The sequence below is a fragment of the Clostridium sp. NSJ-145 genome (assembly GCF_021044725.1).
Taxonomy (GTDB): Bacteria; Bacillota; Clostridia; order Clostridiales; family Clostridiaceae; genus Clostridium; species Clostridium disporicum_B.
The window spans coordinates 12,465-38,332 of sequence record NZ_JAJNOS010000003.1; the positions used below are offsets into that span (position 1 = coordinate 12,465).

A 25,868-nucleotide genomic window follows, 5' to 3' on the forward strand; every position below is an offset into this window, starting at 1 on the left:
GTATAATTTTATTATTAAATTAAGAGATATTGAATAGGTGCCAGTAGGTGTTTTGTTTTTGCACAAATATACCTACTGGCACTAGTTTATTTATTTCTTTTTAAATATCTAATTATTATAATATCCTCTTCAACAGCATAATATCGAAGAGTTTTGATTCCGTATTTAGAGTCAAATCACCATCTCAAATTATCTAGTCGAATCCATCATTTTCATCTGCTATATAGCAATCTAAGTCTATTGTTAAATTTAATATTATTTTCCCATCCATATTAGTAATACTCCAGGTAACCTTTTTTATAGTATTTATAAAAATTTATCCCCTTAATATAAAGGCGAAGCAATTAAATATGACTTTTGTCATATGCACTTTATGACTTTGTATAGTAGGTTGATTTTTATATATTTCCTATAATGATGGTATAAGATAAAACTTGGGGGTATTTAAATGAAGGTTATTGAAATAAGGGATTTAGTAAAGAAGTATGGTAATAACATTGCTGTTGATAATATTAACTTATCTATAGATGAAGGTGAAATATATGGTCTACTTGGGCCAAATGGGGCTGGTAAAAGTACAACTATAAACATGCTTTGCTATTTATTAAAGCCAAACTCTGGTTCTTTAAAGATATTTGGGGTAGATGTGCAAGAGCATAACATGGATGTTAAGAAAAAGATTGGGCTAGTTCCTCAAAATATTGCTGTATACAAAGACTTTACTGCTTATGAAAATGTTAAATTTTTTGGAGAGTTATATGGTTTAAGAGGAAATAAGCTTAAGGAAAGTGTTAATAAAGCACTAGAATTTGTTGGATTACTAGATGTAGCTAAAGACCAAGCAAAAAGTTTTTCAGGTGGAATGGTCAGAAGATTAAATATAGCTTGTGCGATAGTTCATGAACCAAAATTGATTATAATGGATGAACCTACTGTAGGAATCGATCCTCAATCAAGAAATCATATTTTAAATGCTGTAAAGACTTTAAATAAAAATGGGACTACTATAATTTATACTACTCACTATATGGAAGAAGCAGAGAATCTTTGTAGCAAGATAGGAATTATAGATAAAGGAAAGATAATAGTTGAAGGAAGTACTGATGAGTTAAAGTCTATGGTAAGTGATAAGAAGACTTTACAGATACGTGTTGATGATGTTTATAAGCTTGAAATAGAAAATATTAAAAAGATAAAAGGTGTATCAGAAATTATCATTGACCAAAATTGTTTAACAATAAATACTCAAAAGGAAATAAACAACCTAGATATATTAATAAAAAGTATAACTGATTCAAATGTAAAAATATTAGATTTAGGCTTTAAGGAAATAACACTTGAAACTATATTTTTAACTTTAACAGGTAGAAGTTTAAGAGATTAGGAGGAGTTATGATATCAATAATTAAAGGGATAATATTAAATCAAATAAGAAAGAAAAATAGTACACTCTTTAAGATATTTTTTCCAGTATTCTTAATTCTTGTTCTAGGTTTTACTCTTTCAAATGATTTTGAAACAGGTAGAGATACATCTTTAGATAAATTAGATGTTTTATATATTGATAATGGAGACGATTATTCAAAAGAAGTATTAAAGGCTTTTAAGAAAATAGATTCAGGATTAGAAATAGAATTTAAAGAAGCAACTTCAATAGAAGAAGCTAAACAAAGAGTTAGAATTGAAAAAGCAGTGTTTCTCTATTTAAATAAAGGAATAATAGAGATATATTCTAACGATAAGTATATTACTAATTCATCTATAGTATATGGAATGTTGAAGGGGATAAGCAATGGTTTAAATGCCACTTTAGAGATGTATAATGTTAATCCACAAAGAGATTTTACAATAACTCCTATAGAAAAAAATGAAATTTTAGATGTAGAAACTATAGCAAGTACTAAGTCACCATCATCAATGGATTATTATGGTGTGGCAGAGATTGGGCTTATGATATTTTATTACTTTTCAATGCCAATTTATTATATGAAGGAAGAAAGAAAAAGAAATATAAAGGACAGGATTTTACTTTCTGGAATTTCAAATAGAAAATATTATTTTGCATCTTTTATAGGTTATTCTGTATTTGCATTTTCAACTACTACGCTAGCATATCTAATATCTAAATTTATCTTAGGCATTAACTATGGAAATAATATTTTAATCCTTCCTATTGCTGCATTACCTTTTATTACTTTAGTGATATCTTTAGGTATGTTTTTATCAATAGTACTAAAGGATGAAGATAGAGGTGAAATAATAGGATCTTCAGTAGTAATTCCAATTTTATGTTTCTTAGGGGGAGGATATATAGCTTTAGGTGATGATGTAAATGTTCTATTCAATATTGTTACAAAGATATCACCATTAAGATGGTTTAATAATGGACTATTTAGATATATCTATAACGGTGACAGCTCTATGTTAATTACATGGGTTATTATAGGTTCTTTAGCAACAATAATATTATTAGCATTAATATACTATATACTTGGAAAGGAAGATTTTATTGATGGCAAATGTATGGATTCTATTTAAGAATAATTTATATATTTCAGTAGCAAAGAAAAAGGTTAATTTTATTTTAACCTTAGTAGCTCCTATTCTAATTTTATTGCTTATGGGTAAAATACTTAGCTTTGGTGGTGGAAATTCTTTGAATATTGGGATAGTAGATAATGATAATACAAAGACTACAGAAGCTTTAGTAGAATTTTTACAAGACACAAATTTTATTAATGTTATAAATATGGATGAAAATGATATAAATAATAAGTTAGCAGAAAGAGCTATATTCGGTGTTATATCTTTTAAAGAAGGATATGAAGAAGCATTATTTACTGGAAATGAAGATAAGATTTTAATAACAACTACTGAGAATGATGTTGATATTAAAGATATTATTAGTGACATGCTGTACCCTGAAGTTGTAAATGTTAGAAATTTAGCTAATGTATGTGAAAGTAAACAAGAGTATATAGAGGTTTTAGATAATTATAAAAATGACGGAGAAGTTAAAATTGAGAGAAAACCACTTTCAGATTTGAGAGAAGATTACTTAAAATCAAGTATATTTGTTGGTTTTATTATATTCTTTATGTTACTTAGAGGAAGTAGTGGATCATTACATTATTATGAAGAAAAAGATGAAAATGTATTTAATAGACTTTTTATGGCACCAGTAGAATCATATCAGTACTATTTAGCTGACCTTTTAAGCAACTATTTAGTAGTTTTTATACAAGCTATTATAGGAATACTAGGAATGAAAATTTTAGGTACTAACATTGGTGTTAGTAGTGGAATGCTATTGCTAATAATGGGTGTCGTTGGGCTAGTGTCAGTATCACTAGCTATATGTATTAGAGCTTTTTGTAATACCTATAGTGAGTTTAATATGATTTTTAATTTTTTAAATATTATTCTAATAATTGTTGGAGGATGTTTCGTACCATTAGATATAATGCCAAAGCTGGTAAATAATATTTCATATTTGACACCAACTAGATGGGCAATAGAAGCAATAAGTGATTTACAATTAGGATTAGGATTTAAAGATATAGTACCACATATATTCATTATTATATTATTTGCAGTAGTTTTCTTTGTTATTGGTTCATACAAAACAACAAAATCAGAAAAAGAGTTTTCTATAATTTAAATATTAGATACTTTATGTTTAACAAATTTAAATGAATATATGTATATAAATCTAAATCTATCTAAAGAGCCTAATAGGAATTTTTTTATTAAAAGTCACAGGGGAATCTGTGACTTTTTTGTTGGATAAAAATACCGATACTAGGTTTTAATTAGATAAAAATATAATTTTTGAAAAAATAAATGAAAAAATCTTTACAACAGAACATATGTTCTTTATAATTAAAAGTAGCATTTATTTATTAAGGAAGTGGTATAAATGGATTCTTGTCCAGAGAGAATAATATTTCATATTGATGTTAATTCTGCATACTTATCTTGGACTGCAGTTAAACAATTGCAGTATGGTGAAAATGATATAGATATTAGAACTATACCTTCTATTATTGGTGGAGATGGAGAAAATAGGCATGGAATAGTGTTGGCAAAATCAATACCAGCTAAAAAGTATAATATTCAAACAGGAGAATCAATAGCAGAATCTTTAAAAAAATGTCCTAACTTAAAGATATATCCCCCAGATTATAATTTATATATGAGGTGTAGCAATGCTATGGTTGAGCTGTTAAAGGAATATACCCCAGTAATACAAAGATATTCAGTAGATGAAGTATTTATGGATGTAAGTCATTTTAAAGATAAGTATATGGAAAAAGCTTATGAAATAAAACTTAGGATAAAGGAAGAGTTAGGATTTGCAGTAAATATAGGTATTAGCCATAATAAATTACTTGCTAAAATGGCTAGTGACTTTAAAGAAAAGGACTCTGTTCACACCCTTTTTAAAAATGAGATTAAGGATAAAATGTGGTCACTAAATATACGGGATTTGTTTATGGTTGGAAAAGCTACAGAAGCCAAGTTACTTAAGTTGAATATTAATACAATAGGAGAGCTTGCTCAATATAATCTAGAGTTTCTTAAACCTATTTTTAAAAGCTATGCAAGTGTAATTCATAATTATGCCAATGGCATTGAAAATTCAGAGGTTAGAGCTAGTAATTATATAGAAGTTAAGGGGATAGGTAATTCAACTACTACTAGTAAAGATATATATACAAGAGAAGAAGCATTGAAAATATTATTATCATTAACAGAAACAGCATCTATGAGATTAAGAAAAAATAATAGTATGTGTAGTTTAATTGCAGTATCAATAAAAACTAATGGATTTTTTAAGTTTTCACATCAAAGAACTTTGAATAATATTACAGATTCAACAGAAGAAATATTTCATCAAGTTACTAGTGTTTTTGATGAAATGTGGAATAATCAACCTATTAGGCAATTAGGAGTACGCTTTAGTCATTTATGTAGCAATGAATTTTATCAAAGAACATTTTTTGATGATAAAAATATAGATAAGAAACGATCTTTAGATAGGGCTATAGATAACATAAGAGAGCGATTTGGAGATAAAGCAGTATTTAGGTCTGTATTTATTAGTTCGGATATAAAACCTTTAAGTGGAGGTAATGGAGAAGACGATTACCCTATGATGGGAAGTATATTATAGGAGATGATTATGGTGAAAGGATTAGCAAAAACTATACAGATGATAGCTTGGTTTGACGAAAACGGTAAGATAAATCCTATAAAGTTTAAATACGAAGAAGAGAATGAAGGGACTAAGGTAATCTGTATAAATAATATTTTGAATAGAAGTTTTGAAAAATTAGCAGGAAATCTTATGTGGAAATTTACTTGTACCAGTATTGTTGATGATACAGAATATATCTATAATATAAAATATGATTTAATAAATTGTAGATGGCTATTACTAAGTTAATTAAAGGAGGTTATGAAAAATGAGATATTTTATAGTAGAGGGAACAATAATAAATGCGGATTTAATGAATGATAATATTATGAAAAACCATATTGAGTATTCACAAAAAGCAATGAATGAAGGATTAATATTAATGTCCGGTCTTAAAGAAGATATGAGTGGTGGATTATTTATTATGAAATCAGAGTCTATTGAAAAAGTAGATAACTATTTATGTAATGAACCATTAAAAGTTAATGGAATACAGGTGTACAAGATAGTAGAGTTTTCGCCACATTATTTTAATCAATATCCTAATGACTGGTTTAATAAATAATTAAAAAACTATAAACATATATATTAATTAGAAATAAGAAGTTTCAAAATTATTAATGTATATAATTGACAGGTAATATTTAAAGTTATATAATTATGACAAATAAAGGCTATGAAGAGAAGAGTAGTTATGAAGTAATATACAGAGAGTTTCCGTTTGGTGGAAGGAAATTATGAAATCATAATGAAACAAGGCTTGGAGCTGCATATGGGATCTTATAAAATTGTTTATAAGTGATAATATGACGTTTGTTCACGTTACAGAACTAGAGTATGATTTGACCTTTTAGGAAGATGGTGTACTTGATGAGATTAAAATGGTGACATTTTAAGAATAAAGGGTGGTACCGCGAAATTGAACTTTCGCCCCTGTGGAATTTACGTTCTACAGGGGCTTTTTTGACGTTAAAAATACTATACTCGAATAACTTATAAAATTTAGAAATCTTAAAGGAGAGATTATTATGATAAGTAAAAGATTAGATAGAAATGAAAGACCAATATTTCCTAAAAAAGCTGTTATTACTGCTGGAATGCCATATGGAAATAAAAATCTTCATTTTGGTCATGTAGGAGGAATGTTTGTCCATGCAGACATATTTGCAAGATTTTTAAGAGATAGAATAGGAAAAGAAAATGTAATCTTTATATCAGGTACAGATTGCTATGGTTCTCCAATTCTTGAAAGCTATAGAAAATTAAAAGAAGAAGGCTACGAAAATACTATAGAAGATTATGTTAGAGGAAATCATTTAAGTCAAAAGAAAACCTTAGAAGACTACAATATTAGTCTAAATATTTTTGGTGCTTCGGCTCTTGGAAGAACAGGAGAAATTCATGAGGAAGTATCAGAATATATCTTTAACACTTTATTTGAGAATGGATATATAAAAAAGATGTCAGCATTGCAATTTTATGATGAAGAAAAGAAAACTTTTCTTAATGGAAGACAAGTAGTTGGTAAATGTCCAATTGCTGGGTGTAACTCTGATAAGGCCTATGCGGAAGAATGTTCATTAGGACATCAATATATGGCATCGGAATTAATTAATCCAATTAGCACGTTGTCAGGTAAAAAACCAGTACTAAAAAGTGTAGATAATTGGTATTTTACTTTAGATGATTCAATGGATGTTATGCAAGAGCTTAATGAGTTTTTAAAGAAAAATACTAATAGAAGAAAATATGAAATAAAAGCTATAGAAGAATTTTTAAAGAAACCAGTGATTTATGTTCCTAGAAAATATATTGACAATTTAGCCGAACTGGAAGCTAAATTCCCAAATCATGAAACTATTGATGAAGAGAAAAAGTCATCAATAACTTTTGTTTTTGAACATTTAGAAGATAGAGATAGAGCTAAGGAAGTATTGGAAAATTTAAGTATTAACTACACTAGTGGTAAGACTTTAGTACCTTTTAGATTATCAGGGAATATTTCATGGGGAGTAAAGGTTCCAGATAGAGATGATTTAAAGAATTTAACATTCTGGGTGTGGCCTGAATCTTTATGGGCGCCAATATCATTTTTAAAAACTTACTTAGAATCAAAAGGTAAGGATGCAGAAGAATGGCGTAATTGGTGGGAATCAGATGATTCAATGGTTTATCAATTTATAGGTGAAGATAATATTTATTTTTACTCTATTGCAGAAATGGCAATGTTTATAGGTTTAAAAATAGCCAAAGGAGAAAGTGTGGATGTTACTAAAGTAAATCTACCACATATAGTTGCTAATAAGCATATTTTATTTATGGATAAAAAAGCAAGTAGTAGTTCGGAAATAAAGCCTCCAATGGCAGATGAATTATTAAAATATTATACTAAAGATCAATTACGTATGCACTTTATGAGTTTAGGCTTATCATCAAAGAGTGTTGGATTTAAACCACAAGTTTATATGAAGGAAGAGGAAAAAGTAGGAACGGATCCAGTATTAAAAGAAGGAAACCTTTTAACAAACGTATTTAATAGACTTATTCGTTCATGCTTCTATACATTGCAAAGCTTAAATGAAGATATACCTACTGAAGAAGTAAGTATAAAAATAAAAGAAATAACAGAGAAGGCAGTTTTTGAATACGAAAGACATATGTACAATCAAGATTTTCATAGAATAGCATATGTTTTAGACGAATATATAAGAGAAATAAATAAGTATTGGACTAACAATATAAAAAATGATGAATTAAAAAGACAAGTAGTTTCAGATTGCTTCTATGCTTGTAAAGTTATAGCTATGCTAATACATCCAATAGCTCCAGAAGGATGTGAAATGTTTAAGGATTATCTAAATATTGGTGATGAAATATGGAATTGGGATAATATATTTGAACCTATTAATTTCTATTTTAAAGATAGTGAAAATCATAAATTTAAATTCCTAGAACCAAAAGTAGATTTCTTTAAGAAAATGGATTATCAATATTAAAAATTATGTTTTAGAATGTTAATATATTTTTCTGTTAATTTCCATTAGAGTAAAGTGTTGATATGTTATACTTACACAGATAAATATTAAGTATAATATATCAACAGTATCTAATAAAGAAAGTTATTTATAATTAGCTTGATAGTTTTTTCCCCAAGCTTCCATTACATTAATAACAGGTCTTAATGAGTTTCCAAGAGCACTTAAACTATATTCAACTCTAGGGGGTACTTCAGGATATGCAGTTCTGATTACAATACCATCTTCAACCATAGACTTTAAAGATTGAGTTAATACTTTTTGGCTAATTTCTGGTATACTTTTTTGAAAATCACTATATCGTCTAGTATCAGCTAAAAGATCTCTTAATATTAATAGCTTCCATTTACTATCTATAAGTCTAACAGTTGTTGCAACTGGACAAAGGGGTAGTTCTTTTTTTGTCTTCATAAAATTTTTCCTCCAAAGTAAGTAAAATATCAATTCATACCAAAAGGTGCGTAGCGAACATAAAAGTGCCTACTTTCCAAGCTTTTACACCTAATGATATTATAATTACAGTTAAGAATGCATGCAACTATTAATAAATTTATGATTTAAATATAAGGGGAAGATAAAAGTGAATGAAGTAATTAAATGTATAAAGGAAAGACGTTCAATTCGTAAATATTTAAAGAAACAAATAGAAGAAGATAAACTAGACGAAATTTTAGAAGCTGGTATTTATGCTCCTAATGCAGGTGGGAGACAATCGGCATTAGTTGTAGTATCACAAAATGAAGAAGTTAATGAAAGGCTTGGAAAGATTAATCGTGGAGCTTTTTATGAAAGTGTTCCGAAGAATGCAAAATTAGGAGTATCTAAAGACCAACCTAGTATTGCAGATGATAGAAATATAAAAAGTGCTTTTTATGGAGCACCAACAGTTATAACATTATTCGCACCTAATAACTATCTATACACATATGCTGACTGTGCTGTTGTAGCACAAAATATTATGATATCAGCACATTCATTAGGAATTGGATCTTGTATGGTTGGACGAGCTGATAAAACTTTTGAGGGTGAGTATGGGAATGATATTCTGAAAGAGTGGGGAGTAGAAGAGGGATATATTCCAACATATCATATTGCTCTTGGATATTATGAGTGTGAATTACCACAGGGGAAGGAGAGAAAAGAAGGGAGAATAAAGAAAATCTTAAATAAATAAGAAAATTTAAAAAGAGAGTAACAAAGTTATATTTTAGTTACTCTCCTTTAATTATAATAAACGAAGTTATTACTAACACAAGCTGTCTATTATTTTTAAAAATAGGCTATAATTTTCAGTTATTAGATAATAACTATTCTAAAGTTCTTCTAGGAATTCTAAGCTTAATTTCATTTTCAATTTGTGAAAGCATTTTAGAATCCTTAGGATCTACAAATAGACATGTATAACCTTCATTTCCAGCTCTTCCGGTCCTGCCAATACGATGAATATAAGTTTCAACAGATTCAGGAATATCATAATTATAAATATGACTAGCCCCACTAATATCTAATCCACGAGAGGCTACATCAGTTGCAATTAAATATTGTATATCAGCATTTTTAAAAGATTTCATTATTCTTTCCCTTTTAGATTGTTGAATATCACTATGAATTACTTTACAGTTATATCCACGTCTATGCATAACAATTTCAAGCTCATCAGCTCTTCTTTTTGTTCTGCAGAATATTATGGCCATAAAAGGATTATCTTGATCTAAAACTTTGCATAAAGTTTCTCTTTTTTCTCTATCAATTGTTTCAACAACTTCTTGCTTAATATTAGTTAAAGTTACTTCTTCTTTTTTTACAGTTACAAGTACAGGGTCTTGCATATATCTATAAGCAAGTTTTTTTACAGAAGCATTCATAGTAGCAGAGAAGCATAACGTTTGCTTCTTTTTAGGAGTTTCCTTCATTATAGTATCAATTTCATTTCTAAATCCCATTAAAAGTATTTGGTCAGTTTCATCTAATACTATAGTTTTTAAAGTACTTAAATTTACAGTTTTTCTTTTAAGATGATCTAAAAGTCTTCCAGGAGTTGCAATTATAAGCCTTATATTTCCTTTTAACTTTTTCATTTGGGACCCAATATCTTTACCACCATACATAGATAAAACACCTATATCCTTAGCAAGACTTAATTTATTTGCCTCTTCAGTTATTTGAATTGCAAGTTCTCTTGTAGGAGAGATTATTAAAGCTTGAATGCCATCAGAAGTTAATGATATATTTTCAAATATAGGTAATAAAAAGGCTAAGGTCTTTCCAGTACCTGTTTGAGCTTCAGCTATAACATCTTTTTTATTTAAAATATGTATTATACTATCCTGTTGAATTGGTGTTGGAGTTTTAATTCCAGATTTCTTTAATATATTTTCTATATCGTTACTAATTCCTAAATCTTTAAAGTTCATATTATTATACCTTCCATTTTTCTTAAGTTTCATATCATTATAACATATTAACGTAGGATATATGTAAAGATAGATTATTTATTAATCCACAATAGAAAAATTTATTTATGACATTATTCACTAGTTACTGAAAAAATTAAAGAAAGAAACTAATATGTTTAGCTTCTTTCTTTAATTTAATAATAACCTTATAATTTAATATAATTAGTTATCTTGTACATTTAGCACAATTTGAAACTTTTAAAGTGTTAAGTGCTTCATCGATTGGGGTAGCTTGAAAATATAAACCATTAGTTGTTGATGGGTATGCGGCATTTACCTGTGCATTTCTTTGTAATGCACAATAAAGATTTGCTAGATTTACTCTTGAATTCCTTGTTGAAGTTACCTTGAAAATTGCGTCGTCTAGATAGCTAATATCAAGGGTTGATAATATAGATTTAGCAACTTGAATATCTGTAAGTTTTTGACAATTATCAGAACCAACAACAAATCTAAATACTGAACAGTGATCACATATTGCTTGAATTTCAAAACCATCAATTTTAATTTTTTGATTACAAAGTTCTTGTAAAACATTACAAATAGTTTGTGGTGATTCTTTTATGATTAGTTCAGTTCTTAAATCAACATCAAAATTAGAATTGTTAGTACAATCGCTAGCAAAATTAGTATTTAATATATCTTCACACCTGTTACACTCATCGTCAAAGTTGTCATAAGATGAAAAGTCAGAGAAATCTGAACAACCACAACAATCATCATCTAAAATATTACTATAATCAACCATATTAATTTCCTCCTAAGTTAAAATATAAAAAATAATTTATCTGTTAAAGATATTTATAATTCATTCTATGAAAGAATGTCGAAAATGTGTAAAGAAAAGTATTTTTTTGATAAATTCAAGGTAATATATTATTAATTGATTTGAGTTTTTTCTAAAATAAATAAAGTTTTAATATATATTTAGATGCGATAAATAATCAGATAAAGGGGTAAAGGTGGTATGTGTAGAATATAAATAGATATATGAATTTACAGTAAATAATTGTTTTTAAGGAGTAGTTAAATGGTACATGATATTGATTATAAAATTCACGGTAATGAGATGCAGTTTGTAGAAATAGTTTTAGATCCAAGAGAAACAGTAGTAGCTGAAGCAGGGGCTATGATGATGATGGATAATAGTATTACTATGGAGACTATATTTGGAGATGGTAGTGAAAAGAGTAAAAATGGTGGACTTTTTGGTAAGCTAGGAGGAGCTGCAAAAAGAGTAATAACTGGAGAAAGTTTATTTATGACAGCATTTACAAACCAGGGATATGAAAGAGAAAGTGTTGCTTTTGCTGCACCTTATCCTGGAAAGATATTACCAATGGACTTAAAAGCTTTAGGCGGATCATTAATTTGTCAGAAAGATGCATTTTTATGTTGTGCAAAGGGAATTAGTTTAGGAATTGCCTTCACTAAAAGATTAGGAGCAGGATTCTTTGGAGGCGAAGGTTTTATACTTCAAAAACTTGAGGGGGATGGATTAGCTTTTATACATGGTGGAGGAACTATAGTTAGAAAAACGTTGATATCAGGACAGATATTAAAAATAGATACTGGATGTTTAGTTGCTATGACTAAAAATGTAAGTTATGATATTCAATTTGTAGGAGGACTTAAGAATACTGTTTTTGGCGGGGAGGGATTATTCTTTGCTACATTAACAGGGCCAGGGGATGTATGGATTCAAAGTTTACCATTTAGCAAACTTGCAGATAGAGTTATATCAGCAGCTCCACAATTAGCTGGTAGATCAAAAGATGAAGGAAGTATTCTTGGAGGAATAAGCAATTTATTTGAGAATTAGAGGAAGCTATAAATATATAAAAGAACAAAGAAATTAACAAAAAGTAAAAGAATTCATAGTGACATAAAGTTCATTAAATGTTTAAGTACATTTTGAACTTGATAAAGCCTTATATTATTAAATTAAATATACCATCATTACTAGCAGTAGATGAAATATATAGTAATGATGGGTCCAATCTTTTAGATGAGCTAAGAGTATACTATTTATTGTATAGACTATAAACTAGAAATAATTCAGTGCTGATTATAAAACACCAAAGGTTTTAGGATGAAATGATATTAGAGAAATTTCAAGAGGAAAAGTAACTGATTTATTTATGATAGATATAAATAGGATAGATATTGTTGGAATTAGTTATTTTATGTTATATAAATTTATAAAAAATACTTGACATTACAAATGATTGTAATATAATAGAAAATTACATGGATATTTGTTTAATAAAAAGAAAAATAAGTAAATTGAGTCTAAGGGTAGTATTTGGAAAAGTAGGGTGTATGAAGAGTGATCTTAAAACAAAGTTTAAAAAATAAGTATTTAGAAGAGAGAGAAACTAAGTTCTTTATCTATATAGCTGTAATTATGATATTAATATTAAGTTCTTTAATTGGTAATATTTTTATTAATAGAAATAATGATTATACATATTTAGAATCAACATTGGTGTTTATTAAAACTTTTAATATTATATTATCTGCTTTGGCATTTATAAGTTGTTTAATATCATATAATAGAGTGAAAAAAGATAACATATTTATTATATCGTTAATGTACTTAGGACTAGCTATAGGTATAGCATTAGGACATATAGACTATCTTACTTTTTATCATGAAGAAATAAATATATCAAATTATATTGTTGTATCAACTTCTTTATTAAGGATACTTTTACTTATTATTACGATTTCTCCTAAATCTAAACTAAGAAGTTTAATAGTTAATAATAAAAAGAAATCAATGATATTTGTAGTACTGTACACAATAGTATTTGGTTTTTTAGAATATAATTATAATAGCGTTAGTATATACTATAGCAATTATTTTTTCATATTATATAATATGTTTTTAATGGTAGTATATATTGTAGTATCAGTAAGGTTATTTATAGTAGCACTAAAAGAAAAAGAATATTTATACATAGTTTTAAGTTCAAGTATTTTTGTGCTTGCATTAAAGGCTCTATACGCAATATATGGAATAAGAGTTGCATCATTTTATGTAAAATTAATGTCTGTTTCAATAACATATATATGTTTCTGTATAGTTATTGTAGGTAGCTTTATAGAATTGTATTTGTACATAAGTAGAACTAAAATATTAAATGACAATCTAAGTGTATTTTATAAGTTAGCAGATAATAATAAGCATAGTTTTATGTTTATATGTACTGAAGATGGTAAAGTAATATATGCAAATAGAAAGCTTAAGGAATTTTATTTTGGAACAAACGATATACAAAATAATTGTCTTGATGATTTATTAAAAGCTAAAATGAAAGCAACAGGTAAAAGGAATGAAATATTAAATTCTTTAAATGAAACTGGGCTTTGGAGAGGAATTATAAATAATAAAGAAGAAAATAAAACAATTGATTGTACAGTCCAATTAATTAGCACGTATAGAAATAATAAAGAAATAGCAGTATCATATATGGATATTTCTGATGAAATAAAGAGAGAGTTAGAATTAGAAAAACTTAAGATTTATGATAAAGAAAAAAGTGATTTTATCTCTAATATATCTCATGAACTAAAAACACCTTTAAATATTTTTTACTCAACTGTACAATTATTAGATAGTGCAGCAGATAAAGAGTGTATAAGTTTTAAATCAACTTATAAAAAATATAATAAGAGTTTACATATTAATTGCAAAAGAATGTTACGATTAATAAACAATATAATGGATATATCAATGATAGATATGGGGATTTTAAAAGCTGATTTTAGAAATTATGATATAGTGTTTTTGATTGAAGAAGTAACTTTATCTGTTGTTAATTATGCATTATCTAAGTCAATTGTGCTGCAGTTTGATACTAATGTGGAAGAACATATAATTAAATGTGATGCTTCTATGATTGAAAGAGCAATACTTAATTTATTGTCAAATGCAATTAAATTTTCTAAGGAAAATAAAAGTATATATGTTAATGTATTAGTAGAAGATGAATTTGTTAGAATAGACATTAAGGATGAAGGAATAGGAATCTCTGATGAGAGTAAAGAATTTATATTTGATAGATTTGTTCAAGTTGATAAGTCATTTAGTCGTATGAATGAGGGGTGTGGGATTGGGCTTAGTATAGTAAAAGCACTAGTAAATCTTCATGGTGGACAAGTATTTGTAGATAGTACAGTAAATGAAGGAAGTACTTTTACAGTATTGTTACCGAATGAACTTTTAAATAATACAGAGATGAATTTATATGATAATGATATAAACAATACTGAATTAGAATTATCAGATATCTACGAATTGTTAAATAAATAAAAGTAATATTAATAGTTAAATCCTCAAGAAATTTAAAAAATACCTCTTGAGGGTTTTTATTTTTATAAGTGTTGGATATAGCTTTATTGAAGCAATAGGTTTTATGTTTGATATTAATAATTTAAATAAAGATACGTTAATATTTTTAACTAATCAATAGTACTTTATGTTAATTAAGTAATAAGATATAATTATATATTATTACTTAGTATAAATATAAGGAAAAGGTGTTATTATTATGGATTATCAAGAAGTATTAAAAAATGCAAGAGATTGTATAGGTGAGTATTGTAAAGTTTGTAATGAATGTAATGGGAAAGTGTGTAAGAACCAAATACCAGGGCCAGGGGCTAAAGGTGTTGGTGATACAGCTATAAGAAATTATGATAAATGGAAAGAAATTCGTGTTAATATGGATACTTTAACTGAAAATAAAAAAGTTGATATGAGTATAGAGTTGTTTGGACAAACTTTTAAATATCCTTTCTTTGCTGGACCTGTAGGAGCAGTAAACTTACATTATGGAGATAAATATAATGATATGACGTACAATAATATACTTGTATCTACTTGTGCAAAAGAAGGAATATTAGCTTTTACAGGTGATGGAGTAAATCAAGATGTAATGAAAGCTGCTACTACTGCAATAAAAAATGTAGGTGGATTTGGTATACCAACAGTAAAGCCATGGAATATTGACACTATTGAAGAAAAAATGAATTTAGTAAAAGAGTCTGGGGCTATTGCTGTAGCTATGGATATTGATGCAGCGGGACTTCCTTTTTTAAAGAATATGAATCCACCAGCAGGAGCAAAATCTGTTAGTGAACTCAAAGAGATTATTAATTTTGCAGGAATCCCATTTATAGTAAAGGGGGTAATGACAGTAAGAGGAGCATTAAAAGCAAAAGAAGCAGGAGCTGCTGCAATAGTTGTATCTAATCATGGGGGAAGAGTATTAGATCAATGTCCAGCAACAGCAGAGGTATTAGCTGAAATAGTTGCTGCAGTTGGAGATTCCATGAAAGTTTTTGTGGATGGTGGAATACGTTCAGGAGTAGATGTTTTTAAAGCTTTAGCTCTAGGTGCTGATGGAGTGCTTATTTGTAGAACCTTTGTTACTGCTCTTTATGGTGGTGAAGAAGAGGGGATTAAAACATATATAAATAAATTAGCATCTGAGTTAGAAGATACAATGGCGATGTGTGGAGCATATTCAATTAAAGATATTACTAGAGAAATGATTAAAATATAATAAAAATATTTTAATGAAGTAAGGCGAACAAATTAAAAGTTCGCCTTTTTTAATATCAACTTTAAATAATTACTTAAGTTTATTTTTAGTAATTATTCTGTTAAGTAAATATATTGGTTTAATAATAGTTAAGTATAATATGTAAAAGCTATGAGAATCTTATATTTTTACATATAAATAAAATAGTTTTATGATAATAAAACTAGCAATAATAGCATAGTATTTTATAGAAGAAACATCGTAGTAACATATAGTTCGAGTATAACAAAAGAGTAAAAAGAGGGCTTATAAGAAAATAAAATAGAGTTAATAGGAGGTAGTATGGATTTAATTTGTTCAATTGGCCCTACTGTAAAAAATATAGAAGACATAAAAAAATTTGTACAAGCTGGTATGACAATGCCACGTTTTAATTTTTCACATATTGATTATGATAAGTTTAAAACATTAATAAATGAAATACATATAGAATTTCCAAATATGAAAATATTACAAGACTTACAAGGGAACAAGTTAAGAATTTCAAAGCTTTTTGTCGGAGAGTATAAAGTAAATATAAATGATAGAGTGATATTTTGTCTAGAAAAAGATTATAAGGACTTATACGAAAAGAATAGATATAAAAATATTAAGATAATTCCAATAATATATTATGGTTCACTGACTGATTTTATAAATGTTAAAGAATTGTATATGAAAGATGCTACAATGAGGTTTAAAATTATAAAAAAAGGAAGTTTATATATACAAGCTATAACGATAAAAGGTGGCATATTAAGAGCAGAGAAAGGTATAAACGCACCAGGGTTGATTAGAGACAAGTTATCTTTGACTAGTAAAGATAAGCAAGATATAGAGATTGGTATTCAAAATAATATAGATTTTATATGTCTATCTTATGTTACTAAAGCCGATGATATAATAGAATTAAAACAATATGTAAAAGCATTAGTTAAACATTATAAAAGTAAATCTCCTAAAGTATGGGCAAAGATTGAATGTAGAGAAGGAATAGATAATTTTGAAGAAATTTTAAAGGTAAGTGATGGAATAATGTTAGGGCGAGGAGATTTAAAAGCAGAAATTCCAATAGAAGATACTCCTTATGTAGAAGAGAAAATTATAACAAGAATGAAGAAAAGTAAGAAAAAACTAATTGTAGCTACATATATTTTGGAATCAATGAGACGACAAGATACACCTACTATTTCAGAGGTAAATGATATATATAAATTTATTAAAAATAATGTAGATGGTTTAATGCTATCTACTGAAGTAGCTGTTACAAGAGAACCTGTAATGGTAATAAGATGTTTAAATAATTTATATAGCAAATATTGCAAGTAAAAATCCAAAAATATTTATTTAGTCAGATAAACAAATTATATCTATCTGGCTTTTTATTTATAAATTATAAACTTAACTGGATACTATTAACTTAAATAAGTGATATAATTAAAATACAGTAATTAAATTATATTAGTTTATGGAGGAAAAGTATGAAAAAAGTTATAGATGCAAAAGGAAAAGCTTGTCCTATGCCTGTAATTATGGCAAAAAAAGAAATAGATTTAGGAACAAAATTCTTCGCGATTGAAGTTGATAATAATATAGCAGTAGAGAATTTGAAAAAGTTAGCTAATAGTCAAGGCTTTGAAATAACATTAGAAGAAACTGAAGGTATATATTTAGTACATTTTTCTAATGGTTGTGAAGAGTGTCAAGAAGTATTAAATAAAATACAAGGTAAAAAACCACTAGGTGATTGGTGTATATTTGTTGGAAAAGACATAATTGGAGCTGGAGCAGAAGAGCTTGGAAAGTCATTAATGAAAATGTTCTTTTATACACTATCTGAAGATGAAGATTTACCAAAAGCAGTACTATTTATGAATGATGGTGTAAAAGTTCCAACACTAAACGAACAAGCTATTGAGCATTTAGAAGTTTTAGCTCAAAAAGGTGTTAATGTATTAGTTTGTGGAGCATGTTTAAATTATTATAATCTTGAAAATGAACTTAAAGTAGGAACTGTAAGTAATATGTATGATATTGTTGGAGTTATGAAATCAACATCAAAAGTCATTACATTATAAAAGAATAAGTATATAGTACATTTACACAAATAGAATATTATTTAACTTTATAAAGTTAAGAGTAAAAGTGAAAAGTTAAAGATGAAACCTTTAAATTTATAATGATTTAAATTTAGTTTTACTAACTTTCTTCTTAAACTTTTAACTATAAACTCTTAACTTATAATCAAATAAGGTGTTTCTACTTTATTTGATTATAATTGAATAATCTTGTTTATCTATTACTTGGCCTATGATTCGCGTATAAGGAGTATATATTTCCATACGAGATAGGTATTCTTTAGCATCTTTTTCAGGCATTGAAAGTAGAAGCCCTCCAGAGGTTTGAGGATCTAAAAGAACATCCTGCATTTCTTGAGTTACTCCATTAGTAATTCTAAATATATCTTTTAAGTATTCTAAATTATTATACATTCCTTCTGGAAGAATACCCATTTTAGCATATTCTAAAGCATCTGGTATAATAGGAATATTATTACTAAAAAGTTCTATTGTTTTATTACTACCACCGGCCATCTCGTATCCATGACCAATTAAGCTAAATCCAGTTATGTCAGTACAAGCATGAACTGTTAGTCCCTTAAATGATTCTTTTGCATATTTATTTAAAGTAGTCATAATATTTGTGACTTCTTTTATTTTATCTTGAGTTAATAATTCTGCTTTATTTGCTGTATTTAAAATACCAACTCCAATAGGTTTAGTTAATACCAATACATCTCCTGTTTTAGCATTACTATTGGTAAGGATATCTTTTGGATGAGCAAATCCACTAACACATAGACCATATTTAGGAGTTGGATCAGCTATTGTATGACCACCTGCAACAACTGCACCAGCTTCTTTAATCTTGCTATATCCTCCCTGAAGTATATCATGCATAATTGATGGGTTTAAACATGACGGAAAACAAAGTAAATTCATGGCTAAGGCAGGATCTCCTCCCATAGCATATACATCACTTAAGGCGTTAGTTGCGGCTACTTGACCAAATGTATAAGGATCGTCAACCATTGGAGGAAAGAAGTCAACAGTTTGAATCACTACTTTATCATCAGAAACTTTATAAACACAAGCATCATCTTTTTTATCAAAGCCAACCAATAGATTAGGATCTTCAAACTGAGGAAGATTTTTCAAAACGGAATCTAACACAGCAGGTCCTATTTTAGCTGCACAACCGGATGTTTTCGTTAATGTAGTTAATTTTATGTTATTAGACATTTTTAGTCCTCCTAATTATTTAATAAAATTATACAATTATATAAGTAAATTGAATTTAGCGATATAACTACATTATATTACCATAACCCAAATATATCTAGGTTAAATTAAATTGTAATAATATGGAGAATTAAGTTGTTTACATATATATTGAAATAAGTGTAAAATTAAATATGGTATTATTTATAATAAGGAATAAATATTAGAATAGAGGATGAATACAGTGGTAACAACAAATGATTTCAAAAATATAGTTTTAAAAAATATACCCTTAATAGATGTAAGAGCACCGATTGAATTTGAAAAAGGAGCCTTTCAAACTTCTGTTAATTTACCGATTTTAACAAATGAAGAACGTCATATTATTGGAATTTGTTATAAAGAAAAAGGAAATGATGAAGCAACAAAATTAGGTTATGAAATTGTATCAGGAAAAACTAGAGAAAATAGAATTAGTGGATGGATAGATTTTATAGATAAAAATCCTGATTCTATGATTTATTGTTTTAGAGGTGGATCACGTTCAACAATAGCACAAAAATGGATAAGTGAGATAGGAAAAAGAGAGATAGTTAAATTAGAAGGTGGATACAAATCTTTTCGTAATTTTTTAATAAACTCATTAGAACCTAATAGTATAAAGGCAAAACCTTTAATACTTACGGGATATACTGGTTCAGGAAAGACAATCTTATTAAATAATTTAAAAAACTCTATAGATCTTGAAGGTATAGCTAATCATAGAGGATCAACATTTGGACATCATGTAACAATTCAGCCAACACAGATAAATTTTGAAAACAATTTAGCTTACGAAATTATTAAGCATAATAACAAAGAGTATAAATATATGATATTAGAAGATGAAAGTAAAAATATAGGTAAAAGTTTTATACCTAATAATCTTTATAGATTATTTCATAGTTCAGATGTTATATTTTTAGAATCATCTATAGAAGAAAGAGTAGAAAATATTCTTGATGATTATGTAATTAATGGACAGAAAGAGTTTATAGCTGCTTATAACGATAATGAATTGGGAGTACAACTTTGGTATGATGACATGTTAAAAAGCATGGAAAGAGTAAAGTCTAAACTAGGTGGAGATAGATTGAAAATTATTATAGATGAGTTTAATAAGGCTTATAGTATTCAAAAAACTACTGGAAGTTATGAGTATAATAGAGTATGGATAGAGCTTTTCTTAAATAATTATTATGATCCTATGTATAAACATTCTATTGAAAAAGATGATAGAAATATTATATTTAGAGGAGATAAAAAAGCAGTATTACAATATATAAATAGTTTAGAGAAATAATCAGTTAAATATATAATAATTCCGTAATTTTACATTTATTTCATTCATATAATTAGAGTAAAAGAAATGTAAAAGGGGAGTTTTTTTATGAGTGAAAATAAAATTATTTGTCCAGAGTGTGGTAAAGAAAATAAGGAAGGAAGTATTATATGTTCAGGATGTAAGAAAGTATTGCAAAACGATTTAGCACAAGCAAGAATTGATAAAGTATATCCAAAGTATAATTTTAAAAACATTAAAACTGGGTTTAGAACACAAGTGAAAAACAGAAAGCCATCAGTTATCGTTGGTGCTATATTGTGTATATCTATAATCGGTACAGTTATTTATACTACTGGAAGAAGTACTGACGAAAGTGCAAGTAGTTTATCAGCTGATTTATCTGCTATGATATTAGAAAATGATAATGCAGAAGAAACTATGAGTAATCAAGGATTTTTCTATAATGATAGAGCGAATAAAATTAAAGCAGATACTGACTTTAAAGAAGAAATGAATAGTATAATAGAGGATACTAATTCTTCTCAAGAAGTTATAGATAATGCAACTAATTTATTAAATGAAAAAGTTAAAATTCAAGAACAAGAGACAGCTGTTGAATCAGAAATAATTAATAATGGATATGAAGATGCATTATGTATGATTGATAAAAATATTGTTAGAGTTTACGTAAAAACAAATGATGTGTTTACTGAAGAAAATGCAACATCAATTCAAAATATAGTTGAAGGTATTACTGGATTAAGTGATATACAAATAGAATCAAAAAATTAGAACATATTTAACACTAGGTTAGTAGTGTTAATAAATAATTAATAAAATATTAGTACCTAAAAGAAGGCTATTAGATATAATATATCTAATGGTCTTTTTTTTATTAATTATTAAAGGCTTAAAGAGTAGAAATCAAATTTGAGAGGTACATATATGAAGATTTTTGGATGTAATGATATTATCTCTGCAACACGAAATAATAATCTTAAATTAGTAGAAGAATTAATAAAGAGCTGCAATATAGATTATAAAGATAGAAATCATAAATCAGCTATATTCTATGCTGTAGACAACTGTAACATTGAGATTTTAGACTTGCTTATAGATAATGGAGCAAACTTATATATTAGGGATGACAGAGGTTTAACTATTTTTCATTATATTATTTTGAATGAAAATAATATTCTTATTGATTATTTTATAAATAAGAAAAAGATTATCTTTAATATTGAAAAAGTTAAAGAGGAAGTCAAAGATATAAAAGTTAAGGATGATAGAGTTTTCTTAAATATAATAAAGAAAATATTTTGATATAAATAATCAAAAAAAATACATTATTCAGATTAACTATAATTTATGCAAGAGTAATTTCATATAGTTATAGTAGTAAAATCAATTTGTTTAAAAGCGAAAGTTGTATTGTAATATGTAGAAAGGCTGATTAAGATTAATGAAAAATATAATTATAGTAGACCATAAAGAAGCAAGGATAGGAAGAATAAGAGAAATTATAAAATATTCTGAAATCAAGGTTGAAACAATTATAGAATGTAATAGCGAAGAGGATGCATATGAAAAAATTAAAAACAATAATATTAACCTATTAATAATATGCTTAACTAAAAATCACAGCGATGGTATTATATTATTAAAAAAAATTAACAAAATTAGATTAAAACCAAAAGTAATAATAATAAGTTATTTAGATACCTCTTCTGATATTGTTGAATTATTACGCTGTGGTATAAAAGAGTATTTATATGGTAATTTCCAAGATAGTGAATTAATTACAACTATAAAAAAATTGGAAGAAGAGTATAAAGAAGAAAAAGAAGAAGTTACTGAAAAGGTATTTTTACTTTATTCACAAATTAAGCACTTGTTAGTTCAAAATAAACTAGATGAAAATGTGGCTAAAAGTCTTAATAGTATTTTAAGCAAATATATTACAAACATATGTTATAAAATAATCTGTACAAATTATAAAATGAAAAGCAATATAAATAATAATTGCTTTTATTTCCATAATATAAATAGACATAATGTAATTATAATAGAATCAGATAAGGCAGAGAGATTTATAAATGAAAATTTAAACGGATTTGGTTTTGGAATAAGTAATAGCTATACAGATATCAAATGTCTTATGAATGCATTAAATGAAGCAATAGAATTAAGAAAAGAAAACTTTTTTTTGGAATTAAATAAAAAAGTTAACATTAAAGAGGAAAGAATAGTAGATGAATATGAAATAGAAAAATTTATAAATCTTATTGGTACTAATCGATTAGAAGTAAGCACTAGCTATTTAAAAAGAATAGTTATATTAGTTAAAAGGTCAGAAATTAGTAAGGATTCATTTTTAGACCTGATTAATAAAATATATAGTAGAATATATGAGACATATAAAGGAATTATTGAAGAAGAGAAAATTAAATTAGAAATTTTAGAAAATGCTTTTAATTATACTAATATAGATATATATTGTCAGGAAATATATTTATTAATGGTATTAATAAATAAGAAACTATTAAATAAATATGATTTTTATAAAAATAGAATTAAAATTGAAGAAGCGGTTAGATATATAAATAAAAACTTTAAAGATAATATTAATATGACTTTTATATCTAATTATGTATCTATGAATTATACAATTTTTTCTATAGATTTCAAAGAATATACAGGCAAGAATTTTGTTAATTATTTGAAAGAAGTGAGGCTTAAAGAAGCTAAAAGGCTGCTGGATGAAACAGATATGAAGATAAATGAAATTAGTGAGGCTGTAGGTTATGATAATGATAAACATTTTATGAAGACATTTAAAGGAGTATTTAGTGTTACACCAACAGAATATCGTAAAAATATTAAGTCTGGAAGAGATAATAGAATAGTCTAAAAAGATTTTAGTAAAAAAATAACACCAAAAGTAAAAAAAAATACACTTATTTTGTAAAGGATAACATCTATAATTATTTATATAGAGGTTATCCTTTTTAGTAATAAATAAGTAGGGGGAAATAATGAAAAAGAAGTTGTTAGCAGGATTAGTAGCTAGCATGATGGCAGTATCATTTTTAGTTGGATGTGGTTCTGATACTAAAGAAAATACTACAGATGATACTACTCAAAAAACAGAAGAAAGTGAAAAGTCAGAAGAAACTCCAAAACAAGAAGAAAGTGATGTTGCAAACTCAACACCTAGAAATGAGACACTTTATTTCAATGGACAACAATGGGGAACTATAAATAACTGGAACCCTATGAGTTCTAACTCAAATAATGCTATGGCAATACAACAAGTTGACTCTGCTAGAGTATTAACTTATGAAACATTATTCTTATATAATATGCTTGATGGATCGCTACAACCTTTACTTGGAGAATCATATGAATGGAATAGTGATCAAAGTCAACTAACAATTAAACTTAATCCAGATGCTAAATGGAGCGATAGCACACAGGTAACTGCTGAAGATATAGTTTATACATTTGACACTCATGTAAAGTATGGTTCAACTACAGGTAATGACTATTCTGCTTACATTGAAAAAGTAGAAGCAAAAGATGATACAACAGTTGTATTTTACTCAAAACTAGATGATGCTGGTGTACCAATTAATCCATTAAAAGTAATAGAATATATTCCTAAAGTATATGTTATGCAAAAAGCATATTTACAAACAGTAGAAGCTAGAAATAATAATGAAGCTGATAAAGTTAAAGAAGATGTGATGGATGATCTAGTTGCTTCTGGTCCATACAAACTTTATTATGATGATGATCAAAAAGTTGTATTTATAAGAGATGATAACTATTGGGGTACAAGTCTATGGGACAGTTTACCAACACCTAAATATATAGCTCATACAATATTTGCTGATAATGCAGCTGGAGATGTTGCATTTGCTAATGGTGAAGTAGATGTATCTCAACAATTTATATCTGAAGTATGGAAGATGTGGGAAAGTGGAAAACCTATATCTACTTATATAGATGATGCACCTTATTATGTTTGTGCCACAATGCCAACAGCATTCTTTAATATTGAAAGAACAGGATTAGATAGAGTAGAAGTTCGTAAAGCTATTGCTATGGTTGTAGATTATGACCAAATAATATCAACAGCTATGTCTGGATATTCCCCAACATTTAAAGATGCACCTAGAAGTTTAATGAATCCAACAAAGGCTGAACAAGAATTGGTAGATCAAGTTGCATTAAGTGATTTACAATTTACAGGTAAAGATATTGAAGGTGCTAATAAACTACTTGATGAAGCTGGTATAGTTGATACAGATGGAGATGGAATTCGTGAAATAAATGGTGAAAATCTATCATATAAAGCAGAGTGTCCAGAAGGATGGTCAGATTGGAATGCATCACTAGAAATAGTTGCAGCTGCAGGGAAGGAAATAGGAATTAATATTGAAACATATTTCCCAGATGCAAATACATTCTATGATGACATGACAACAGGTAAATTTGATATTTGTATGTGGAGTCCTCCAGGAGCATCAATTGCTAATCCATGGACTCGTTCAATGGCATTGCTTTCAAGCACATACAATGAATTAGAAGTAAACTGGAGTGGTAATTTTGGTGGATTCACTAGTGAAAAGGCAGATGAAATCCTTGCTAAAATACCAACTGAACAAGATCAATCTAAGTTAAAAGAATATTATACTGAATTAAGCAAAATATATCTTGAAGAAGTTCCTTCATTCTCATTAATGTATAGACCACAAGTATTCCATACAGTAAATGAGAGTGTATGGACAGGGTTCCCAGAACAAAATGATGGAAATAATATTCCACCGCTAGATTGTACAGATGGTTATGGAGTTGCAGCATTATATCACCTTAAAAATGTTGAATAATTAAATTGAAATAGTCAATTAAATATTAAAATGACCATGTTTAAAGACTAATTAAGCATGGTCGTTTTTATAAAATAATTTATAGTAAG

At 27.3% G+C, this 25,868-nt stretch carries 22 protein-coding genes and 1 other annotated feature; of the genes, 18 read left to right on the forward strand and 4 right to left on the reverse strand.

The genetic code is table 11. The annotated features are described in order from the left end of the window. Window positions 1-448: 448 nt before the first annotated feature. From LQE93_RS03920 to LQE93_RS03950, 7 genes are all read left to right on the forward strand, one after another. On the forward strand, window positions 449-1,384 hold the full coding sequence (locus LQE93_RS03920; RefSeq protein WP_231072112.1) for an ABC transporter ATP-binding protein: 936 nt from the start codon (window positions 449-451) through the stop codon (window positions 1,382-1,384). A gap of 8 nt (window positions 1,385-1,392) precedes the next feature. Further along, the gene (locus LQE93_RS03925; protein ID WP_231072116.1) at window positions 1,393-2,538 is read left to right on the forward strand and encodes an ABC transporter permease; all 1,146 of its coding nucleotides are present in this window, start codon (window positions 1,393-1,395) and stop codon (window positions 2,536-2,538) included. Continuing rightward, the gene (locus LQE93_RS03930; RefSeq protein WP_231072117.1) at window positions 2,513-3,661 is read left to right on the forward strand and encodes an ABC transporter permease; all 1,149 of its coding nucleotides are present in this window, start codon (window positions 2,513-2,515) and stop codon (window positions 3,659-3,661) included. Before LQE93_RS03925 ends, LQE93_RS03930 begins: the two co-directional genes overlap by 26 nt. 258 nt (window positions 3,662-3,919) lie before the next feature. Next, window positions 3,920-5,176 (forward strand): DNA polymerase Y family protein, encoded by a 1,257-nt coding sequence (locus LQE93_RS03935; protein ID WP_186838784.1) that lies wholly within the window; start codon window positions 3,920-3,922, stop codon window positions 5,174-5,176. Between the two features lie 9 nt (window positions 5,177-5,185). Next, the gene (locus tag LQE93_RS03940; RefSeq protein ID WP_207731871.1) at window positions 5,186-5,449 is read left to right on the forward strand and encodes a hypothetical protein; all 264 of its coding nucleotides are present in this window, start codon (window positions 5,186-5,188) and stop codon (window positions 5,447-5,449) included. 19 nt (window positions 5,450-5,468) lie between these two features. Further along, complete coding sequence (locus LQE93_RS03945; protein WP_186838783.1) at window positions 5,469-5,765, forward strand: YciI family protein; 297 nt, start codon at window positions 5,469-5,471, stop codon at window positions 5,763-5,765. A 102-nt stretch (window positions 5,766-5,867) separates the two neighbouring features. Next, window positions 5,868-6,138 (forward strand) — a binding site (T-box leader). A 90-nt stretch (window positions 6,139-6,228) separates the two neighbouring features. Further along, a complete protein-coding gene (locus tag LQE93_RS03950) occupies window positions 6,229-8,196 on the forward strand; it encodes a class I tRNA ligase family protein (RefSeq protein WP_231072119.1) in 1,968 nt (655 codons plus the stop codon). Between the two features lie 123 nt (window positions 8,197-8,319). Here LQE93_RS03950 and LQE93_RS03955 read toward each other — a convergent pair whose 3' ends face one another. Beyond that, window positions 8,320-8,646 carry a winged helix-turn-helix transcriptional regulator gene (locus LQE93_RS03955; RefSeq protein WP_055266944.1) on the reverse strand — a complete coding sequence of 109 codons (327 nt, stop codon included), beginning with the start codon at window positions 8,644-8,646 and terminating at the stop codon, window positions 8,320-8,322. A gap of 169 nt (window positions 8,647-8,815) precedes the next feature. On the opposite strand from LQE93_RS03955, the gene LQE93_RS03960 reads away from it, so the two are divergent. Continuing rightward, a complete protein-coding gene (locus tag LQE93_RS03960; RefSeq protein ID WP_186838781.1) occupies window positions 8,816-9,409 on the forward strand; it encodes a nitroreductase family protein in 594 nt (197 codons plus the stop codon). Between the two features lie 133 nt (window positions 9,410-9,542). Here the strand turns inward: LQE93_RS03960 and LQE93_RS03965 are convergent, their stop codons facing one another. Together LQE93_RS03965 and LQE93_RS03970 are read right to left on the reverse strand one after the other, a co-directional pair. Next, window positions 9,543-10,649 (reverse strand): DEAD/DEAH box helicase, encoded by a 1,107-nt coding sequence (locus tag LQE93_RS03965; protein ID WP_231072120.1) that lies wholly within the window; start codon window positions 10,647-10,649, stop codon window positions 9,543-9,545. A gap of 208 nt (window positions 10,650-10,857) precedes the next feature. After that, a complete protein-coding gene (locus LQE93_RS03970; protein WP_055266950.1) occupies window positions 10,858-11,439 on the reverse strand; it encodes a hypothetical protein in 582 nt (193 codons plus the stop codon). 282 nt (window positions 11,440-11,721) lie between these two features. Here LQE93_RS03970 and LQE93_RS03975 point away from each other — a divergent pair, with 282 nt between their 5' ends. The 5 genes from LQE93_RS03975 (at window position 11,722) to yedF (ending at window position 18,360) form a co-directional block, all read left to right on the forward strand. Further along, window positions 11,722-12,513 carry a TIGR00266 family protein gene (locus tag LQE93_RS03975; protein ID WP_231072122.1) on the forward strand — a complete coding sequence of 264 codons (792 nt, stop codon included), beginning with the start codon at window positions 11,722-11,724 and terminating at the stop codon, window positions 12,511-12,513. Window positions 12,514-13,020: 507 nt separating this feature from the next. Continuing rightward, window positions 13,021-15,009, forward strand: coding sequence for a sensor histidine kinase (locus LQE93_RS16870; protein ID WP_231072124.1), 1,989 nt, complete (start codon window positions 13,021-13,023; stop codon window positions 15,007-15,009). A gap of 238 nt (window positions 15,010-15,247) precedes the next feature. Further along, window positions 15,248-16,264: an alpha-hydroxy-acid oxidizing protein gene (locus tag LQE93_RS03985; RefSeq protein WP_186838778.1), complete on the forward strand. Its 1,017-nt coding sequence runs from the start codon at window positions 15,248-15,250 to the stop codon at window positions 16,262-16,264. A gap of 321 nt (window positions 16,265-16,585) precedes the next feature. Continuing rightward, window positions 16,586-17,611, forward strand: coding sequence for a pyruvate kinase (locus LQE93_RS03990; RefSeq protein WP_231072125.1), 1,026 nt, complete (start codon window positions 16,586-16,588; stop codon window positions 17,609-17,611). A 152-nt stretch (window positions 17,612-17,763) separates the two neighbouring features. Then, complete coding sequence (gene yedF, locus LQE93_RS03995) at window positions 17,764-18,360, forward strand: sulfurtransferase-like selenium metabolism protein YedF (RefSeq protein ID WP_186839612.1); 597 nt, start codon at window positions 17,764-17,766, stop codon at window positions 18,358-18,360. A 186-nt stretch (window positions 18,361-18,546) separates the two neighbouring features. Here the strand turns inward: yedF and selD are convergent, their stop codons facing one another. Continuing rightward, entirely contained in the window at window positions 18,547-19,584 is a 1,038-nt protein-coding gene (gene selD, locus LQE93_RS04000; RefSeq protein WP_055263087.1) for a selenide, water dikinase SelD, read from the reverse strand. A gap of 214 nt (window positions 19,585-19,798) precedes the next feature. On the opposite strand from selD, the gene mnmH reads away from it, so the two are divergent. From mnmH to LQE93_RS04025, 5 genes are all read left to right on the forward strand, one after another. Continuing rightward, the gene (gene mnmH, locus LQE93_RS04005) at window positions 19,799-20,905 is read left to right on the forward strand and encodes a tRNA 2-selenouridine(34) synthase MnmH (protein WP_186839613.1); all 1,107 of its coding nucleotides are present in this window, start codon (window positions 19,799-19,801) and stop codon (window positions 20,903-20,905) included. Window positions 20,906-20,992: 87 nt separating this feature from the next. Continuing rightward, complete coding sequence (locus LQE93_RS04010; RefSeq protein ID WP_186839614.1) at window positions 20,993-21,679, forward strand: SpoIIIAH-like family protein; 687 nt, start codon at window positions 20,993-20,995, stop codon at window positions 21,677-21,679. Window positions 21,680-21,832: 153 nt separating this feature from the next. Next, window positions 21,833-22,210 (forward strand): ankyrin repeat domain-containing protein, encoded by a 378-nt coding sequence (locus LQE93_RS04015; RefSeq protein ID WP_055263081.1) that lies wholly within the window; start codon window positions 21,833-21,835, stop codon window positions 22,208-22,210. Window positions 22,211-22,349: 139 nt separating this feature from the next. Then, a complete protein-coding gene (locus tag LQE93_RS04020) occupies window positions 22,350-23,798 on the forward strand; it encodes a response regulator transcription factor (protein ID WP_231072126.1) in 1,449 nt (482 codons plus the stop codon). A 124-nt stretch (window positions 23,799-23,922) separates the two neighbouring features. Continuing rightward, window positions 23,923-25,779, forward strand: a complete 1,857-nt coding sequence (locus tag LQE93_RS04025; protein ID WP_231072128.1) for an ABC transporter substrate-binding protein — start codon at window positions 23,923-23,925, stop codon at window positions 25,777-25,779. The last annotated feature ends 89 nt before the right edge of the window (window positions 25,780-25,868 follow it).

What these genes read in the sequence shown, in the direction of transcription:
- LQE93_RS04015 (WP_055263081.1), top strand. Translation starts at nt 21,833, where the DNA reads ATGAAGATTTTTGGATGTAATGATATTATCTCTGCAACACGAAATAAT.
- LQE93_RS03930 (WP_231072117.1), top strand. Translation starts at nt 2,513, where the DNA reads ATGGCAAATGTATGGATTCTATTTAAGAATAATTTATATATTTCAGTA.
- LQE93_RS03955 (WP_055266944.1), bottom strand. Translation starts at nt 8,646, where the DNA reads ATGAAGACAAAAAAAGAACTACCCCTTTGTCCAGTTGCAACAACTGTT.
- yedF (WP_186839612.1), top strand. Translation starts at nt 17,764, where the DNA reads ATGAAAAAAGTTATAGATGCAAAAGGAAAAGCTTGTCCTATGCCTGTA.
- LQE93_RS03965 (WP_231072120.1), bottom strand. Translation starts at nt 10,649, where the DNA reads ATGAACTTTAAAGATTTAGGAATTAGTAACGATATAGAAAATATATTA.
- LQE93_RS03990 (WP_231072125.1), top strand. Translation starts at nt 16,586, where the DNA reads ATGGATTTAATTTGTTCAATTGGCCCTACTGTAAAAAATATAGAAGAC.
- LQE93_RS03925 (WP_231072116.1), top strand. Translation starts at nt 1,393, where the DNA reads ATGATATCAATAATTAAAGGGATAATATTAAATCAAATAAGAAAGAAA.
- LQE93_RS03945 (WP_186838783.1), top strand. Translation starts at nt 5,469, where the DNA reads ATGAGATATTTTATAGTAGAGGGAACAATAATAAATGCGGATTTAATG.
- LQE93_RS03950 (WP_231072119.1), top strand. Translation starts at nt 6,229, where the DNA reads ATGATAAGTAAAAGATTAGATAGAAATGAAAGACCAATATTTCCTAAA.
- LQE93_RS04020 (WP_231072126.1), top strand. Translation starts at nt 22,350, where the DNA reads ATGAAAAATATAATTATAGTAGACCATAAAGAAGCAAGGATAGGAAGA.
- LQE93_RS04025 (WP_231072128.1), top strand. Translation starts at nt 23,923, where the DNA reads ATGAAAAAGAAGTTGTTAGCAGGATTAGTAGCTAGCATGATGGCAGTA.
- LQE93_RS03985 (WP_186838778.1), top strand. Translation starts at nt 15,248, where the DNA reads ATGGATTATCAAGAAGTATTAAAAAATGCAAGAGATTGTATAGGTGAG.
- LQE93_RS03920 (WP_231072112.1), top strand. Translation starts at nt 449, where the DNA reads ATGAAGGTTATTGAAATAAGGGATTTAGTAAAGAAGTATGGTAATAAC.
- LQE93_RS04010 (WP_186839614.1), top strand. Translation starts at nt 20,993, where the DNA reads ATGAGTGAAAATAAAATTATTTGTCCAGAGTGTGGTAAAGAAAATAAG.
- LQE93_RS03940 (WP_207731871.1), top strand. Translation starts at nt 5,186, where the DNA reads ATGGTGAAAGGATTAGCAAAAACTATACAGATGATAGCTTGGTTTGAC.
- mnmH (WP_186839613.1), top strand. Translation starts at nt 19,799, where the DNA reads ATGAATACAGTGGTAACAACAAATGATTTCAAAAATATAGTTTTAAAA.
- selD (WP_055263087.1), bottom strand. Translation starts at nt 19,584, where the DNA reads ATGTCTAATAACATAAAATTAACTACATTAACGAAAACATCCGGTTGT.
- LQE93_RS03975 (WP_231072122.1), top strand. Translation starts at nt 11,722, where the DNA reads ATGGTACATGATATTGATTATAAAATTCACGGTAATGAGATGCAGTTT.
- LQE93_RS03935 (WP_186838784.1), top strand. Translation starts at nt 3,920, where the DNA reads ATGGATTCTTGTCCAGAGAGAATAATATTTCATATTGATGTTAATTCT.
- LQE93_RS03970 (WP_055266950.1), bottom strand. Translation starts at nt 11,439, where the DNA reads ATGGTTGATTATAGTAATATTTTAGATGATGATTGTTGTGGTTGTTCA.